The organism is Plantactinospora solaniradicis (assembly GCF_042658085.1).
Taxonomy (GTDB): domain Bacteria; phylum Actinomycetota; class Actinomycetes; order Mycobacteriales; family Micromonosporaceae; genus Plantactinospora; species Plantactinospora solaniradicis.
This window is the reverse complement of record NZ_JBHSPR010000020.1, coordinates 159,822-176,041: the sequence shown is the minus strand read 5'-3', so window position 1 is coordinate 176,041 and position 16,220 is coordinate 159,822. Positions and strand designations below refer to the sequence as shown.

Annotated in this window: 11 protein-coding genes and 1 pseudogene; 9 read left to right on the top strand and 3 right to left on the bottom strand. The window is 72.5% G+C overall.

Going from position 1 to position 16,220, the window contains the following annotated elements:
- The first annotated feature begins 171 nt into the window (after positions 1 to 171).
- Genes mfd through ACFP2T_RS25155 form a run of 3 tightly spaced genes read left to right on the top strand, consistent with a single transcriptional unit; the run spans position 172 to position 5,581 of the window.
- Positions 172 to 3,801 (top strand): transcription-repair coupling factor, encoded by a 3,630-nt coding sequence (gene mfd / locus ACFP2T_RS25165; protein ID WP_377426193.1) that lies wholly within the window; start codon positions 172 to 174, stop codon positions 3,799 to 3,801.
- Positions 3,802 to 3,814: 13 nt separating this feature from the next.
- Entirely contained in the window at positions 3,815 to 4,558 is a 744-nt protein-coding gene (locus ACFP2T_RS25160; RefSeq protein ID WP_377425458.1) for a hypothetical protein, read from the top strand.
- Between the two features lie 42 nt (positions 4,559 to 4,600).
- Positions 4,601 to 5,581 carry a nucleoside triphosphate pyrophosphohydrolase gene (locus tag ACFP2T_RS25155; protein WP_377425455.1) on the top strand — a complete coding sequence of 327 codons (981 nt, stop codon included), beginning with the start codon at positions 4,601 to 4,603 and terminating at the stop codon, positions 5,579 to 5,581.
- A 112-nt stretch (positions 5,582 to 5,693) separates the two neighbouring features.
- Here ACFP2T_RS25155 and ACFP2T_RS25150 read toward each other — a convergent pair.
- Positions 5,694 to 6,635, bottom strand: a pseudogene (locus tag ACFP2T_RS25150) (DMT family transporter); the annotation flags it as partial.
- On the opposite strand from ACFP2T_RS25150, the gene pdxR reads away from it, so the two are divergent.
- Entirely contained in the window at positions 6,628 to 8,139 is a 1,512-nt protein-coding gene (pdxR, locus tag ACFP2T_RS25145) for a MocR-like pyridoxine biosynthesis transcription factor PdxR (protein ID WP_377425452.1), read from the top strand. The pseudogene ACFP2T_RS25150 and the gene pdxR overlap by 8 nt on opposite strands.
- Positions 8,140 to 8,148: 9 nt before the next feature.
- Complete coding sequence (locus ACFP2T_RS25140) at positions 8,149 to 9,771, top strand: DUF885 domain-containing protein (RefSeq protein ID WP_377425449.1); 1,623 nt, start codon at positions 8,149 to 8,151, stop codon at positions 9,769 to 9,771.
- A 238-nt stretch (positions 9,772 to 10,009) separates the two neighbouring features.
- Here ACFP2T_RS25140 and ACFP2T_RS25135 read toward each other — a convergent pair whose 3' ends face one another.
- Complete coding sequence (locus ACFP2T_RS25135; RefSeq protein ID WP_377425446.1) at positions 10,010 to 10,714, bottom strand: hypothetical protein; 705 nt, start codon at positions 10,712 to 10,714, stop codon at positions 10,010 to 10,012.
- A 214-nt stretch (positions 10,715 to 10,928) separates the two neighbouring features.
- Positions 10,929 to 12,686: a carboxylesterase/lipase family protein gene (locus ACFP2T_RS25130; RefSeq protein ID WP_377425443.1), complete on the bottom strand. Its 1,758-nt coding sequence runs from the start codon at positions 12,684 to 12,686 to the stop codon at positions 10,929 to 10,931.
- A gap of 309 nt (positions 12,687 to 12,995) precedes the next feature.
- Here ACFP2T_RS25130 and eno point away from each other — a divergent pair, with 309 nt between their 5' ends.
- From eno to ACFP2T_RS25110, 4 genes are all read left to right on the top strand, one after another.
- A complete protein-coding gene (gene eno, locus ACFP2T_RS25125) occupies positions 12,996 to 14,279 on the top strand; it encodes a phosphopyruvate hydratase (RefSeq protein WP_377425440.1) in 1,284 nt (427 codons plus the stop codon).
- Between the two features lie 31 nt (positions 14,280 to 14,310).
- The gene (locus ACFP2T_RS25120) at positions 14,311 to 14,991 is read left to right on the top strand and encodes an FtsB family cell division protein (protein WP_377425438.1); all 681 of its coding nucleotides are present in this window, start codon (positions 14,311 to 14,313) and stop codon (positions 14,989 to 14,991) included.
- Positions 14,988 to 15,554: a DUF501 domain-containing protein gene (locus ACFP2T_RS25115; protein ID WP_377425435.1), complete on the top strand. Its 567-nt coding sequence runs from the start codon at positions 14,988 to 14,990 to the stop codon at positions 15,552 to 15,554. Before ACFP2T_RS25120 ends, ACFP2T_RS25115 begins: the two co-directional genes overlap by 4 nt.
- A gap of 80 nt (positions 15,555 to 15,634) precedes the next feature.
- On the top strand, positions 15,635 to 16,132 hold the full coding sequence (locus ACFP2T_RS25110) for an amino-acid N-acetyltransferase (protein WP_377426192.1): 498 nt from the start codon (positions 15,635 to 15,637) through the stop codon (positions 16,130 to 16,132).
- Positions 16,133 to 16,220 lie beyond the last annotated feature (88 nt).

The following is a 16,220-nucleotide window of genomic DNA, read 5'->3' as shown; positions in this document are numbered from 1 at the left end:
GTACTCCAGCTTGTCCGCCTCAGGGGATAGGCTTTGGGTGCGGTGTTAAGAGGGGGCCCTTCCTATACAAAAAGCGATAAGCGGGGGCCCTTCCTTTCGCCCGTACACCCCCCGCCCGGCCTGGGCGCGGGGTAGTTTCCGTGTGCCCACCCAGAGGTTGTGATCATGACCGTGCTCGCCGGTCTGCTGTCCGCCGCGCTTCGAGACCCCGCGCTGGCCCGAGCCCGGGCGTTGGCCCGTGGCGGTGGCGCGGAGGCGGACGGGCTCGATCTGACCGCGCCGCCGGCGCTGCGGCCGTTCATGGTCGCCGCCGTGGCGGCCGGAGAGGACCAGGGCGGCGCGGGGCGGCCGGTGCTTGCCGTGACCGCCACCACCCGGGAGGCCGATGATCTTGCCTCGGCGTTGGGCAGCCTGCTGCCGCCGGGGCAGGTCGTGGTCTATCCGGCCTGGGAGACGCTGCCGCACGAGCGGCTCTCGCCCCGGTCGGACACCGTCGGGCGGCGGCTCGGGGTGCTGCGCCGGCTGGCCCATCCGGAGCTGGCCGAGCACGACGGGCCGGTCCGGGTGGTCGTCGCACCGGTCCGGTCGGTGTTGCAGCCGCAGCTCAAGGGGCTGGGTGAGCTGGAGCCGGTTCGGCTGGCGGTAGGGGTGGAAGCTGGTCTGGAGGAGACCTCGCGTCGGTTGACCGACCTGGCGTACGCCCGGGTCGACCTGGTCACCAAGCGCGGGGAGTACGCCGTCCGGGGCGGCATCCTCGACGTCTTCCCGCCCACCGACGAGCACCCGTCCCGGGTCGAGTTCTGGGGCGACGAGGTGGAGGAGATCCGTACCTTCGCCGTCGCCGACCAGCGGACCATCGAGGCGGTACCGGCGCTCTGGGCGCCGCCGTGTCGGGAGCTGCTGCTCACCGACCCGGTCCGGCAGCGGGCCGCCGAGCTGGCGGCGGAGCATCCGGAGCTAACCGAGATCCTGGACAAGCTGGCCGAGGGGATCCCGGTCGAGGGGATGGAGTCGCTCGCCCCGGCACTGATCGGCGACGACTCCCTCGAACTGCTGCTGCACTGCATGCCGACCGGCACCCACGTACTGCTCTGCGACCCGGAGCGGATCCGGACCCGGGCGCACGACCTGGTGCGTACCTCGGCGGAGTTCCTGGAGGCGAGCTGGGCCGCGGCGGCCGTCGGCGGCCAGGCCCCGGTCGACCTCGGCGCCGCCGCCTTCAAGACGCTGGCGGAGGTACGCGCGACCGCCGCCGGCCTCGGCCAGCCCTGGTGGTCGGTGTCCCCGTTCGGGCTGACCGAGGCGCCGGCCGGGCCCGTCGTGCAGCCGTGGGAGGTCGAGCCGGAGTCGGTGGTTTCCGTCACGCCGGACGCGGGCGAGTCGGTGGTGCTGGCCGCCCGGCCGGTGCCGCTCTACCACGGCGAGACCGCCCGGGTGGTCGACGACCTCAAGCGGTGGGTCGGCGAGGGCTGGGGCGTGGCGCTGGTCTTCGAGGGGCACGGCCCGGCGCAGCGCGCGGTCGAGGTGCTCCGGGACGCCGGGCTCGGCGCCGCGCTGACCGAGACGATTCCGGCTCCGCCGGGCGCCGGCGAGCTGGTTGTCGCCTGCGGGTCGCTCAACCACGGCTTCCTCGACGCCGCGTCCCGGTTCGCGGTCGTCACCGGCAACGACATCACCGGCGGCCGGGGCTCGTCGACCCGCGACATGCGCAAGATGCCGAGCCGGCGGCGCAACACCATCGACCCGCTGGAGCTGCGGGCCGGCGACTACGTCGTGCACGAGCAGCACGGCATCGGCCGGTACGTCGAGCTGGTACAGCGCACGGTGAACGGCGCCGAGCGGGAGTACCTGGTCATCGAGTACGCCGCGAGCAAGCGTGGGCAGCCCGGCGACCGGCTCTTCGTCCCCACCGACCAGCTCGACCAGCTCTCCCGGTACGTCGGCGGCGAGACGCCCACGCTGCACAAGATGGGCGGCGCGGAGTGGCAGAAGGCCAAGGCCCGGGCCCGGAAGGCCGTCAAGGAGATCGCCGCCCAGCTCGTCCAGCTCTACGCCGCTCGGAAGGCGTCCAAGGGGTACGCGTTCGCCCCGGACACCCCGTGGCAGCGGGAGCTGGAGGACGCCTTCCCGTACACCGAGACGCCAGATCAGCTCGCCGCGATCGAGGAGGTCAAGCGGGACATGGAGCAGTCGATCCCGATGGACCGGCTGATCTGCGGCGACGTCGGGTACGGCAAAACCGAGATCGCGGTCCGGGCCGCGTTCAAGGCGGTGCAGGACGGTAAGCAGGTGGCCGTGCTGGTGCCCACCACGCTGCTGGCCCAGCAGCACTACAACACCTTCGCCGAGCGGATGGGGCAGTTCCCGGTGCAGATCCGGCAACTGTCCCGGTTCCAGACGCCGAAGGAGGCCGAGCTGACCCTGGAGGCGGCCGCCGACGGCAGCGCGGACATCGTGATCGGCACTCACCGGCTGCTCCAGGCGGCCACCCGCTTCAAGTCGCTCGGCATGGTGGTGGTGGACGAGGAGCAGCGGTTCGGGGTCGAGCACAAGGAACACCTCAAGACGCTGCGTACCGCCGTCGACGTGTTGACCATGTCGGCGACGCCGATCCCCCGGACCCTGGAGATGGCGATCACCGGCATCCGGGAGATGTCGACCATCGCCACCCCGCCGGAGGAGCGGCACCCGGTGCTGACCTTCGTCGGCGGGTACGACGACAAGCAGGTCGCGGCCGCGATCCACCGCGAGCTGCTCCGCGACGGCCAGGTCTTCTACCTGCACAACCGGGTCGAGTCGATCGACCGGGCGGCCCGGCGGATCCGGGAGCTGGTGCCGGAGGCCCGGGTCGCGGTCGCGCACGGCCAGATGGGCGAGGACGCCCTGGAGAAGGTCATGGTCGGCTTCTGGGAGAAGGAGTACGACGTCCTGGTCTGCACCACGATCGTGGAGTCCGGCATCGACATCCCGAACGCCAACACGCTGATCGTGGAGCGGGCCGACCTGCTCGGGCTGGCGCAGTTGCACCAGATCCGGGGCCGGGTCGGCCGGGGCCGGGAGCGGGCGTACGCGTACTTCCTCTATCCGCCGGAGAAGCCGCTGACCGAGCACGCGCACGAGCGGCTGGCCACCATCGCCCAGCACACCGAGCTGGGCGCCGGGATGTACGTGGCGATGAAGGACCTGGAGATCCGGGGCGCCGGCAACCTGCTCGGCGGGGAGCAGTCCGGACACATCGAGGGGGTCGGGTTCGACCTCTACGTCCGGATGGTCGGCGAGGCGGTGCAGACCTTCAAGGGGGAGGCGCCGGAGGAGGAGGTCGACATCAAGGTCGACCTGCCGATCGACGCGCACCTGCCGCACGACTACATCGGGGTGGAGCGGCTGCGGCTGGAGATGTACCGCAAGCTGGCCGAGGCCCGGGACGCCGCCCGGCTGACCGAGGTCGTCGCCGAGATGACCGACCGGTACGGCGAGCCGCCCGAGCAGGTGGCGAACCTGGTCGCGGTGGCCCGGTTCCGGCTGCTCGCCCGGGCGTACGGGCTCACCGACGTCTCCGTCCAGGGCAAACATGTCCGGTTCGGTCCGCTGCCGCTGCCGGACTCGAAGCAGCTCCGCCTGAAGCGGTACCACCCGGACGCGGTCTACAAGGCGGCGACCGACCAGGTCAGCGTGCCCCGCCCGATGACTCGGCGGATCGGCGGCGATCCGCTGCGGGACCAGGCCCTGCTGGACTGGTGCGGCCAACTCCTCAAGGATGTGCTGGGTGACCCCGTGCCGTCGGTGGCGGCGGGTGCGTGAGAGAGTGTCGGGCATGCAGCGTGCCCGTCGTCTGGCTTCGATCGCGGTGATTGCCGTGCTCGGCACCACCGTCCTCTCCGCCTGTCGGTCCGACTCCACGGTCGCCGCGTACGTCGGTGATCGGAAGATCACCGAGGACGAGGTGACCAAGGTCCTCGACGACGCCCGGAGCAAGGTTCCGCCGGGTGGCCACGTGCCGAGCGCGGCGGCGGACCCGAGCACTCCTCCGGATCCCAACACTCCGCCGGGAGAGGCCGAGGTGAAGGCCCCGACCCGGTCCGAGGTCGTCCGCGTGCTGGTGATGGAGGAGGTCTGCCAGCGATTCGCCGCCGGCAAGAACTTCACCTCGCCGCAACGACCGCCGGCCGACGAGTGGGCCAAGCAGCAGGGCCTGCCGCCGGGATCCCGCTACGTCGAGGACTCGCTCGACCTGGCGATCTGCGTCGCGGGCATCCCCGAGGGCCAGGCGGAGCCGACGAAGGAGGAGCTGAAGGCCCTGGTGGCCCTGGGCAAGAGCACCAATGCGGTGCCGCAGGACGCGAAGGACGACGAGGCCGGGAAGCAGCTCGACCAGCCGCAGTTGCGCAGCGGTCTGGCCCTGCGTAACACGCTGGCCCAGGCGGTGGCCGACCAGAACGTCACGATCAACCCGCGATACCGCCCGCTCGAATACCCCGTGCTCTTCCTCGGCGGCACGCCGGCGGTGAGTGTCACGGTCGGTGAAGGCGCCCTGGACACGGTTGTCGACGCGCGCTGAGCGACGAGTGGACGCCCCGCGTAGCGCGACACCCGTACCGCGATGAGCCGGATCGTACTGCTGGTCACCTCGCCCCGGCTGCCGGCCGGGCTGATGACGGCGGCAGCCTGGGACGTCGTACGCGCCTTTCCGGTATTGGCCGGTGCGGAGAGCGAGCTGACCACGGCCGTACGGGTCACCGGTGCCGAGGTCACCATCACCGGTACGCCGGTTGCCGCCCTGCTGGACGCGGCGGCGGCGCACGGTACGGCGGTCTGGCTGGCTGGTCCGGCCGGTGACGAGTCGCTGGCCCGGGAGTTGGGGTTGCGGCTGGCCCGGGAGCCCGGCCTGGCCGAACTGGAGCTGATGTACGGGTCCTGGGATCCGCCCGGCGCCCGGCTCCTCGACGCGGTCGCCGTGATGGACCGGCTGGCCTCGCCCGGCGGGGATCCGTGGAAGCGGTCGCAGACCCACGCCACCCTGGCCCAGTTCCTGCTGGAGGAGTGCTACGAGGCGTACGACGCCATCGCCGCCGGGGACCTGGTGGCACTCCGCGAGGAACTCGGTGACGTGCTGTTGCAGGTGGTGCTGCACGCCCGGCTGGCCGAGGATCTGCCCGACGACCAGCGGTGGACGATCGACGACGTGGCCGGTGGCCTGGTCGACAAGATGATCCGCCGCAACCCGCACGTCTTCGCCGGTGCTCCGGTCGGCACCATCGAGGAGATCACCGAGAACTGGGAGCAGATCAAGCGGACCGAGAAGCCCCGGGATTCGGTGCTGGACGGGGTCGCGCTGTCCCAGCCGGCGCTGGCGCTGGCGGCGAAGATCCTGCACCGGGTGGAGCGGTCGGGGCTGGACCTGCCGACGCCGGAGCCGTCGGCGGAGCTGGATCCCTCGGCGCGGCTCGGCGCGAGCCTGCTCGGCGAGGTCGCTCGGGCTCGGGCGGCGGGGCTGGACGCCGAGGCGGCACTGCGCCAGGCGACGCTGGAGTACGCCGCGACGGTCCGGGCCGCCGAGGGCGACTCAGTCCCGCCCTCCTGACGCCGGTCGCTCGTTCCTGACGGCCCACCGGAACATCCCGGTACGCGTCCCGTTGCCGCCCCGCCCGGTTCGGATGCGAAACTCCCGCACGCAGGCCGGCGGCGAGCCCGATCGCCACCACCAGCACTCCGGCGCTCTGTCCGAGGTCGGGCGCTCGGCCGGCCTGCACTGCCGCGGTGACGAGCGTGGCCACCGGCATCAGGCCGACCAGCACACCGGCCCGTTCGACCCCGAGCTGGCGCAGTCCGGTGAACCAGGCGAGGAACGCGACCACGGTCATCAACGCCGCGAGGTAGCCGAGGGTGGTCGCCTCCACCGCGCTCGGCAGGCGCCACCGGGCGACCTCGCCCGCCGGCAGCGCCGCCAGCAGCAACAGCGGTACGGCCAGCGCGCAGCTGTAGGCGGCCACCCGTACCGGCCCGAGCCTCGGTAGTACGGCGGCGGCCAGCAGGGAGAAGGCGATCTCGCCACCGAGCGCGCCGACCGAGGCCAGTACGCCGATCGCGTCGGTCCGTCCGTTGCCCTGCACCAGCGCGGTACCGGCGACGACGATCCCGGCCGCGGCCACCAGTCGGATGGTCGGGCGGCGGCCCCGCAGCAGCGGGCCGAGCAGGGCGAGCCCGAGTGGCGCCGCCCCGATGAAGGTGCCGACCACCGCCGGATCGGCGTGCGGCAGCGCGATCAGGATGCAGGCGTTGAACCCGGCGAGTCCGGTGCCGGCGAGTGCGGTCAGGATCACCCATTCGCGCCGGGTCGGCCGGCCGGCTCCGTCCGGACGGGCCGGGTCGGCGTCGCCGGTCAGGAAGGCCGGCGCGGCGCGGGCGATGACGGACAGCACGAGGGCGGCGAGCGCGTACCGCGCGGCCTGCCCGGTGAGGTGCGGGTAGCCGACGACGAGTTGGCTGATCGAGACCGAGCTGCCGACGATCACCATGCCGCCGACGCAGAGCAGTCCCGCGACCGGGTTCGAGATGTTCACCGGGCCGACGCTATGGTGCAAGTGGTTCGGGCTTAAGAGCCAATCGCGACGGCTTTTGGGGGACCAATTGGCCATCCTGGAGGCGTTGGTCGAGCTGGACCGGGACCGTCCCGGCCTGGCCGACCGGCTCACCGTCGCCCTGCGCGCGGCGATCGTGGACGGTCGGCTCGCCCCGGGAAGCCGACTGCCGTCGAGCCGCGATCTCGCCACCGACCTGCGGCTGTCCCGGGGCGTGGTGGTGGAGGCGTACGAGCAACTGGTCGCCGAGGGCCGGCTGGTGGCCCGGCGCGGCTCGGGCACGACGGTGTCGACCGGCCAGCACGGGACCGCGGCGGTGTCGACCGGCCAGCACCGGCTGGCGACGGCGGGAGGGACGGCCGGGGCAACGGCTGGGGCCACGGCCGGGAAAGCGGTTCGACCGAGTCGTGAGCCGGCCGCGCCCGCCCGTAACGGCGATGGTCGACGTGTCACCGACCCGGCGGGCGTACCCACCGGTCGGGGTGGGGTGCTGCCGCTGCGGCCGGGGGTGCCGGACCCGGGGCTGTTCCCCCGGACGGCGTGGCGCCGCGCCTACGAGCGGGCGCTGGACCGGGCCGGCGCCGCCGACCTCGACTACGGCGATCCGGCGGGTGCGCCCCGGCTCCGGGCCGAACTCGCCGGCTACCTCGGCCGGGTCCGGGCCGCCCGGGTACGGCCGCTCGACCTGCTCGCCACCACCGGCGCCGCCCAGGCGTTCGGTCTGCTCGCCGGGGCGCTCCGGTCCGTCGGGGTGGACGCGGTCGGTCTGGAGGACCCCGGCAGTGAGGGCATCCGGGCGCATCTCGTCGCACACGGACTGCGGCTCGTGCCGATCCCGGTCGACGACGGCGGGCTGGACGTCGCCGCCCTGGCCCGGACCGGCCTGCGGGCGGTACTGGTGACCCCGGCCCACCAGTTTCCGACCGGCGTGGTGCTGGCACCGGACCGCCGGGCCGCCCTGCTCGACTGGACCCGTCGGGTCGACGGGCTGGTCATCGAGGACGACTACGACGCCGAGTTCCGGTACGACCGCGACCCGGTCGGCTGCCTTCAGGGGCTCGCCCCGGACCTGGTGGCGCACATCGGCTCGGCCAGCAAGGCCCTCGCCCCGGCCCTGCGGCTCGGCTGGCTGGCCGTACCGCCGGGGCTGCGGTCGGCGGTGCTCGCCGCGAAGGCGGCGGCCGACCTCGGCGGACCGGTGCTCGAACAGCTCGCCTTCGCCGAGTTGCTGGCCGGCGGCGGCTACGACCGGCATCTGCGCCGGCTCCGTCGGGTGCACCGGCAGCGCCGGGACGCCGTGGTGGCGGCCGTCCGTCGGCACCTCCCGGCCGCCAGGATCTCCGGTGTCGCGGCCGGACTGCACCTCGTGGTGGAACTGCCGGAGCACATCGACGACGTACCGCTGGCCGACGCCGCGCACCGGGCCGGGCTGGGGCCGGCGCCGCTGTCCCGGCTGCGGCTCGCCCCCGGCGGCCCACCGGGACTGGTTCTCGGGTACGCGACGCACCCGCCTGACGTACTGGGCCGCGCGGTGGCGACGCTGGCGGAACTGATCGTCTAGGTTTGCCGCATGCCGCCATTCGTTCCCCTCGCCGAGCGGATCGTCGACGCGCTCCTGTCGAGCGATCCCGCCCTGGCCTCGTCCGTCGGTGACCACGGCGTCGACGACCAGTTGCCGGACCGGTCCGTGGACGCGGTGGCCGGGCAGGTGGCGATGCTGCGGGACGCCGCCCACGCGCTGTCCGAGGTCGACGCCGAGGAACTGGAGCCGCCGGAGCAGGTCGACCACGCCGTACTGTCGGCCTCGGTCGATCGCGGGATCTTCGAACTGACCGAGGTGCGCGGCCACGAGTGGAACCCGCTGGCCCACAACCCCGGACCGTTGCTGTACGCGCTGCTCGACCGGCCGTTCGCCCCGGCCGACGTACGGCTGACCAGTCTCGCGGGACGGCTGGCGGCCGTACCGGACGCGCTGGCCACCGCGCGGGCGGTGCTCCGCGACATTCCCCGGATCCACGCCGAGACCGCGGTCGGGCAGTTCGACGGTGCGGCGGCGCTGGTCCGCGACCAGGTGCCGACGCTGCTGGCCGAGGCACCCGGGTTGCGGAGCACGGTCGAGCCGGTCGCCCGGGCGGCGGTACGCGAGCTGACCGGGTTCGCCGACTGGCTGCGTACCGGCCTCCGGGACGATGCCGGCCCGGGGCGGGACCCGAGGTTGGGCCGCCGGCTCTGGGAGGCGCAGCTCTGGCACACCCTGGACACCGAGCTTTCCGCCCGGGAGGTGCTCGACCGGGCCTGGGCGAATCTCGACCGGGTCACCGAGGAGATCCGCGCGGCAGCGGTCGAGCTGGTCGGTGGTCCGGCCTCGGACGCGACGGTACGTCAGGCGCTGAACCTGCTCGCCGACGAGCACCCGGACGACGCCTCGATCGTGCCGCTCGCCCGGCTGACCCTCGGCGACGCGACCGACTTCGTCGCCGACGCCGAGCTGGTGTCGCTGGTCGACGATCCCTGCGTGATCAAGGAGATGCCCGAGCACGATCGCGGCGTCGCGGTCGCCTACTGCGACGCGCCGGGGCCGTTGGAGACCGCCGAGGTGCCGACGTACTACTGCATCGCGCCCACCCCGGCCGACTGGTCGGCGTCCCGGATCGAGTCGTTCTACCGGGAGTACAACGACCACATGATCCGCAATCTGACCGTGCACGAGGCGATGCCGGGGCACTTCCTTCAGTTGGCGCACGCCCGGCGCTACCGGGGCAGCAGCCGGGCCCGGGCACTCGGCCACTCCGGCCCGTTCATCGAGGGCTGGGCCGTCTACGCCGAGCAGGCGATGGCCGAACGCGGCTTCGGTGGTCTGGCGGTCCGGTTGCAGCAGCTCAAGATGCAGCTTCGACTGACCATCAACGCGATCCTCGACCAGCTGGTGCACTGCGAGGAACTGCCCGAGGCGGACGGGCTCGCGCTGATGATGGAGCGGGGCTTCCAGGAAGAGGGCGAGGCGGCCGGAAAGTGGCGGCGGGCGCTGCTCACCTCGACGCAGCTCTCCACGTACTTCGTCGGATACAGCCAGGTCGCCGAGATCGCCGCGCGGCGGCCGGCTGGGGTACCGGTCCGGCAGTGGCACGACGCCATGCTCGCGCACGGCTCTCCGCCGCCCAGGCACCTTCCCGTGCTGCTCGGCCTGATCTAGGGCGGTCGGAGGTGACGGGTCAGGCCCGTCCGCTCTCCTCCGCCGTCCGGTTCCGGGCAAATGCGCTGGTTGGCGGCGGGCCGCTGGGTAGCCTGCGAATGGCAACGTTCCTTGGCCCTCGCCGCCGACGGGATCGGCACGGAGGTCATGGCGCCGCCGGATGCTCCGTCGACGTCGGCTCAGGGCGCCACCAGGGCCGGCGTCGACGGGCTACCCGGGTTGTCCGGGCGGACGCCGCCTACTGCGGGTCCGGCCGCCGGTCGACCACTCCGGCACCGGGCGGCAGGTCGAAGGCGGAGCCCTCCACCACGTCCCGGTAACGGCTCAACGCCACGTCGAGTTCCTTGCCGTCGAGTACGCCGGTGAAACTGCCCAACGCGCCCTCGCTGATGATGCAGGCGTCGAATCTGGCGGTGGGAGCGTCGCTGAGCTGCTCGACCTCCACGCAGGTGGCGTGCCGCCCGGCGACCGTCGTGTCGTGCTGCCGGATGACCGCGTCGGGGTCGATGGCGGCGGCGGTGAGCAGGCCGATCACCACCGGCGGGGTGACCAGCCCCCGCTTGTTCATGTCCGTGAAGACGGCGATCGCCGGCTTGGTGTTCGTCGCCGGCGGTGCGGTGACCGTACAGGTCGGTTTCTTTCCGGTGGTGTCGCATGCCGTGGTGGCGTCCGAGGTGACCGTCAGCATGCCGCCCGGATAGGCGTACGCGGCGCGCAGCGGATCCTGGGACTGCGAGATCGAGGCGCTCTTGCCACCCGGCAGCTGGTAGTCGGCCGAGTAGGTGAGTTCGTTCGACCGGTCCAGGCGGGCGGCGAGGTCGTTGACCAGATCGGCCCGGCTGATGACGCGGCCGGCGCCGTCCAGGGTCTGGCACCCGGAGATCGTCAGTACGGAAATGATCGCCCCCGCGAGTACCCGGAGTGAGATCGACACAGCCGGCATGGCCCACAGCCTTGTCGATCGGGTCAAGGTCTCGCAAACCGGTTCCCACGTACCGTGAAGGAAATCCACAAATGTCGGACCGTCGGATGGCCGCGCGACCACGGTGGCGTGGTGGTCGCGCGGCCATCCGGCGAAGAGAACCGCGGGTCATCCGGCGTCAGCGGAACTGCGGCCGCTCGGCGCGGAAAAATCCGATCAGGACTGGGAAATCCGGTCAGGACCGCCAGAAGCCGCAAGCGTGCTCCCGGCCCAGGTCGACCTGGCCGATCCCACCGGGGCCGGGGGCGAGCACCTGGACCCGGTCGCTGGCCGGGCTCATCCGGGGCCAGGTCGGCAGGCCGGGGCCGTTGGGGTTGCCGGTGTGCGCGAAGCGGGCCCAGTAGCGGACCATCTGGTCGGAGAGGTGGCGCTGGTCGGCGGTCTGCGGTCCGGGGAACTGCTCGTCGTCGAAGAGGTACTGCAACTCGGCCGCGTGGAACGCCCCGGTCGGGTACGTCGGCGCCGGTGCCGCGCTGAACCAGGGAGCCTGCTCGTCGGCGAACTCGAAGGCGTACGTCGGCACGTGCCGGCTCAGCAACTGGTTGGTGGTACGGGCCGGGCAGGCCCAGGCGGAGTCGGTCCAGACCGTGGCGGCGGCGAGACCGGCGGAGCCGTACCGGCTGACGGGGTAGCGGTCCAGCACCTGCGCCGCCCGCTCCGGGCCGAAGAACCCGGTCAGCTCGGCGACGTACGACTCCTCGGTGGTGGGCTGGCCACCGGCCATCGCCTCCAGCGCGGCCTGGAAGGTGATGTGCTCGTCCCGGGTGGTGCCGTGCAGCACCGGTACCCGGTTGAACCGGCCGGTCCGGATCGCCTCCACCGGGTTGACCGGCAGTACGCCCGGCCCGACCACCGGGCCGAATCCGTACCCGCCGTTGGAGGCCGCCAGCAGTCTCTCGACCGACGAATCCTCGCTCGACGGATCCTCGCGCCGCAGGCAGGCGACCGCCGCCGCGTCCGGTGCCACCGGGCAGCCCAGCGCGGTGAGCACGCCCGTCGCCATCCGCTCGGCCTCGGCCCGAGGCCGGGCCACCCAGTTCCCGCCGTCCAGGTACGGCCACTGGGTGGTCAGCGCGCACGGCCCGCTCTGAATGACGGCCCGGTGGAACAGTCCGGCCGAGCCGGGTGCGGCGAGATGCGCGCAGGTGCTGACCGCGCCGGCCGACTCGCCGGCCACCGTCACGTTGCCCGGGTCGCCGCCGAACGCCGCGATGTTGCGGCTGATCCAGCGGAGTGCCGCCTGCTGGTCCTGGAGGCCGTAGTTGCCGGAACTCTGGTCCGGATTCGGGCCGTCCAGCCCCGGGTGGGCCAGGAAACCGAAGACCCCCAGCCGGTAGTTCACGGTGACCACCACCACGTCGCCAGCGGTGGCCAGGCGCTGGCTGCCGTAGATGTGCCCGGAGCCGGAGAAGAACCCGCCGCCGTGCAGCCACAGCAGGACCGGCCGGTCCCGCCCGTCCCGTCGGGTCGGGGTGGTGACGTTGAGGTATAGGCAGTCCTCGGTGATGCTCGGCTCGTCGCCCAGGAAGCCGTTCGCCTGCGGGCAGGCCGGTCCAGGTCGGGTGGCGTCGCGGGGCTCCACCCACCGGGTGACCGGCTGGGGCGGCTGCCAGCGCAGCGGCCCCTCCGGCGGCGCGGCGTACGGGATGCCCTGGAAGACCCGGTGGTCGGCCGCGACGGTGCCCCGGACCGGACCGCTGTCGGTGCGCACCACCGCCGGCTCGGGCCGGGCCGGCGCCAGGTCGAACTGACCCGACGTCTGCTCGGCGCGGGTCGGCGCCGCGGCGGCTGCGGCCGGCCCGCCGATCAGTGCGGTGAGGATGGCACCGGCCAGGCCGGCCGCCAGGACGGCCCGAACGGGTCGGCGGCCCGCCCGGCGTGCGGGGCGGGATGTCGTCGGGATGATGCTCGATGATTGCCGGCGCTTCGTCATGTGAAGAACGCTAGGCAGCCTGGCAGCCTGCGGAAATCCGGTTAGGGTGCCAGCGGAAGTGGTGCCAGCACCCTTGAACCGGCGCAGAGGTCGGGACCGCGACGGTGGGCAAGCCGGGGCCGCAACGGTGGGCAAGCCGGGGCCGACCCGGCGCGGAGTCGGGCCGTTGCGCAGGTCCGCCATGCGGCGCCCGCGGGCCCGGACCGGCCCGATAGGCTGGTCGTGGAGGCCTCAGCCGCACCGTCGCGGCCCGGACCGGACCGCCATCGTCATCCGATGGACCGACATCGACAACTGAGGAGCACGACAGTGGCCACCATCGAGGGAATCGTCGCTCGGGAGATTCTCGACTCGCGCGGCAACCCGACCGTCGAGGTCGAGGTCGGACTGGACGACGGTACGGTCGCCCGCGCCGCGGTGCCGTCCGGCGCGTCCACCGGAGCCTTCGAGGCGATCGAGCTGCGCGACGGTGACTCCGGCCGCTACAACGGCAAGGGTGTCGAGAAGGCCGTCGCCAACATCGAGGACCGAATCGTCGACCAGCTGGTCGGCTACGAGGCCAGCGAGCAGCGGCTGATCGACCAGAAGATGCTCGACATCGACGGCACCGACAGCAAGTCGGAACTCGGCGCCAACGCCATCCTCGGCGTCTCGCTGGCGGTCGCGAAGGCGGCGGCGAGCAGCTCCGAGCTGAGCCTGTTCCGCTACCTGGGCGGCCCGCACGCGCACCTGCTGCCGGTACCGATGATGAACATCCTCAACGGTGGTGCGCACGCCGACTCGAACGTCGACGTGCAGGAGTTCATGATCGCCCCGATCGGCGCGTCCTCGTTCCGGGAGGCGCTGCGCTCCGGCGCCGAGGTCTACCACGCGCTGAAGTCGGTGCTGAAGAAGAAGGGCCTGGCCACCGGGCTCGGTGACGAGGGCGGCTTCGCGCCCGACCTGCCCACCAACTCCACCGCACTCGACCTGATCGCCGAGGCGGTCGAGAAGGCCGGTTACCGGCTCGGCACCGACATCGTCTTCGCGATGGACGTGGCCGCGACGGAGTTCTTCTCCGACGGCACGTACACCTTCGAGGGCGCCACGAAGTCGGCGGACGAGATGACCGCCTACTACCACAAGCTGATCGACGACTACCCGATCGTGTCCATTGAGGACCCGCTGGCCGAGGACGACTGGTCCGGCTGGGCCAACCTGACCGCCTCGATCGGCGACCGGATCCAGATCGTCGGCGACGACCTGTTCGTCACCAACCCGCAGCGGATCGCCCGGGGCATCGCGGAGCGGTCCGCGAACGCGGTACTGGTCAAGGTGAACCAGATCGGCTCGCTGACCGAGACCTTCGAGGCGGTGGACCTGGCCCACCGGGCGGGCTTCAAGTGCATGATGAGCCACCGCTCCGGGGAGACCGAGGACACCACCATTGCCGACCTGGCGGTCGCGATGGGCTGTGGCCAGATCAAGACCGGCGCACCGGCCCGGTCCGACCGGGTGGCGAAGTACAACCAACTGCTGCGGATCGAGGAGGAGCTGGCCGACGCGGCGCGGTACGCCGGCACCAGCGCCTTCCCGCGTTACCGTTCGGTCTGACGTAGAACCTCGGGGGGAGGGTGCGACGGCGATGACGCAGCGCCGTACACCGAGCGGCCAGGGCCCGGCCCGGCGGCCGGATCGTGCCGGCCGGGCCGGGGTGCCCCGGCCCGGCCGCGCCGCGTCCCGTGACCCCGGGGCCCGGTCCGAACCGAGGCAGGGCCCGGTCCGGGCGTCCGGAAATGTCCGGGCGTCCGGCTCCACCCGTGGCACCGGCGCCAGCCGGAGCGCGGACGGACCCAGGTCGGGCAGCCGGCCCGGGGCGGCCCGCCGGACCGGTGCCGCCCGGACGGTGAAGCGCACCTACGCCCAGCAGCCCCGCCGGTACACCGGCCGGGCGACGGTGCTGGCCGGGGTCCTGGTCGCGCTCGCTCTCGCCTACACCTATCCGGTCCGGGTCTACCTCAACCAGCAGTCCGACATCGCGCGGATCGAGGCGGCCCAGCAGGCCCAGCGGAAGCTGATCGGCGACCTGACCGAGGAAGCCGCGCTCTGGGACGACCCGGAGTACGTCAAGATCCAGGCACGGGAGCGGTTCTTCATGGTGCTGCCCGGCGAGGTGCCGCTCGTGGTGCTGACCGACCACGAGGGCGCGGCCCGGGATGCCGGAGTCGTCCCCGACTCGACGCAGCGGCGCACCCCCGACCCCTGGTACGACACCCTCTGGTCGAGCATCCAGGCGGCGAACGAGCAGGAACGGGCCGGTCAGTGAGCCGACCCGACGCGGTCGACGTACCCGGGACGGGGTCGGCGGCGGACTCGGTGCCGGCACCGGTGCGGGAGCCGGCCACCACCGGCGACCTGGCAGCGGTGGCCGCCCAGCTCGGCCGTACCCCGCGTGGTACCCGTGCGGTGGCCCACCGGTGCCCGTGCGGGCTGCCGGACGTGGTGGAGACCACCCCACGGCTGGCCGACGGTACGCCCTTTCCGACGCTGTTCTACCTGACCTGCCCCCGAGCGGTCGCCGGATGCAGCCGGCTGGAATCCGCCGGGGTGATGCGGGAGATGGCCGAGCGGTTGGCGGCCGACCCGGAGCTGGCCGAGCGCTACCTGGCCGCACACCAGGACTACCTGGCCCGACGGAACGCGATCGGGCAGGTGCCGGAGATCGACGGGATCTCCGCCGGTGGCATGCCGGGCCGGGTGAAGTGCCTGCACGTGCACCTCGGGCACGCGCTCGCCGCCGGCCCCGGGGTCAACCCCTTCGGCGACGAGGTGCTGGAACTGCTCGAACCCTGGTGGGCCGCCGGCCCCTGCGTGGAGCCGCCCGAATGACCCCTCCGGAACCCGACCAGGAACCGGAGTCGGTGCCGAATTCGGTGCCGGATTCGGTGCCGGAGTCGGTGCCGGCCGAGCTGGTCATCCGACGGGCCCGGACGGCCGACGTACGGGGAATCCGGGAGCTGATCGACACCTACAGCTCCGAGCGTCGACTGCTCAGCAAGGCGACCGTCACGCTCTACGAGGACGTCCAGGAGTTCTGGGTCGCGGTGGATCCGAGCGACGAGACGGTGGTCGGCTGCGGGGCCCTGCACGTGATGTGGGAGGACCTGGCCGAGATCCGGACCGTGGCGGTGCACCCGGGCTACCGGGGCCGCAAGATCGGTCAGCGGATCGTGACGGAGCTGCTGGCGACCGCCCGCGAACTCGGCGTCTCCCGGCTCTTCTGCCTCACCTTCGAGACCGGGTTCTTCGCCTCGTTCGGCTTCGTCGAGATCGACGGCGCCCCCGTCCCGCAGACCGTCTTCGAACAGCTCCTCCGGTCGTACGACGAGGGGGTCGCGGAGTTCCTCGGCCTGGAGCGGGTCAAGCCGAACACCCTCGGCAACGTCCGCATGCTGCTCCGCATGTAAGGCATGTAAGGAAGGGCCCCTTCTTATCGTTTTCTGTCGAAGAAGGGCCCCTTCTTAACACCCGGCCTTCGGCTATCGGCGGGTTAGT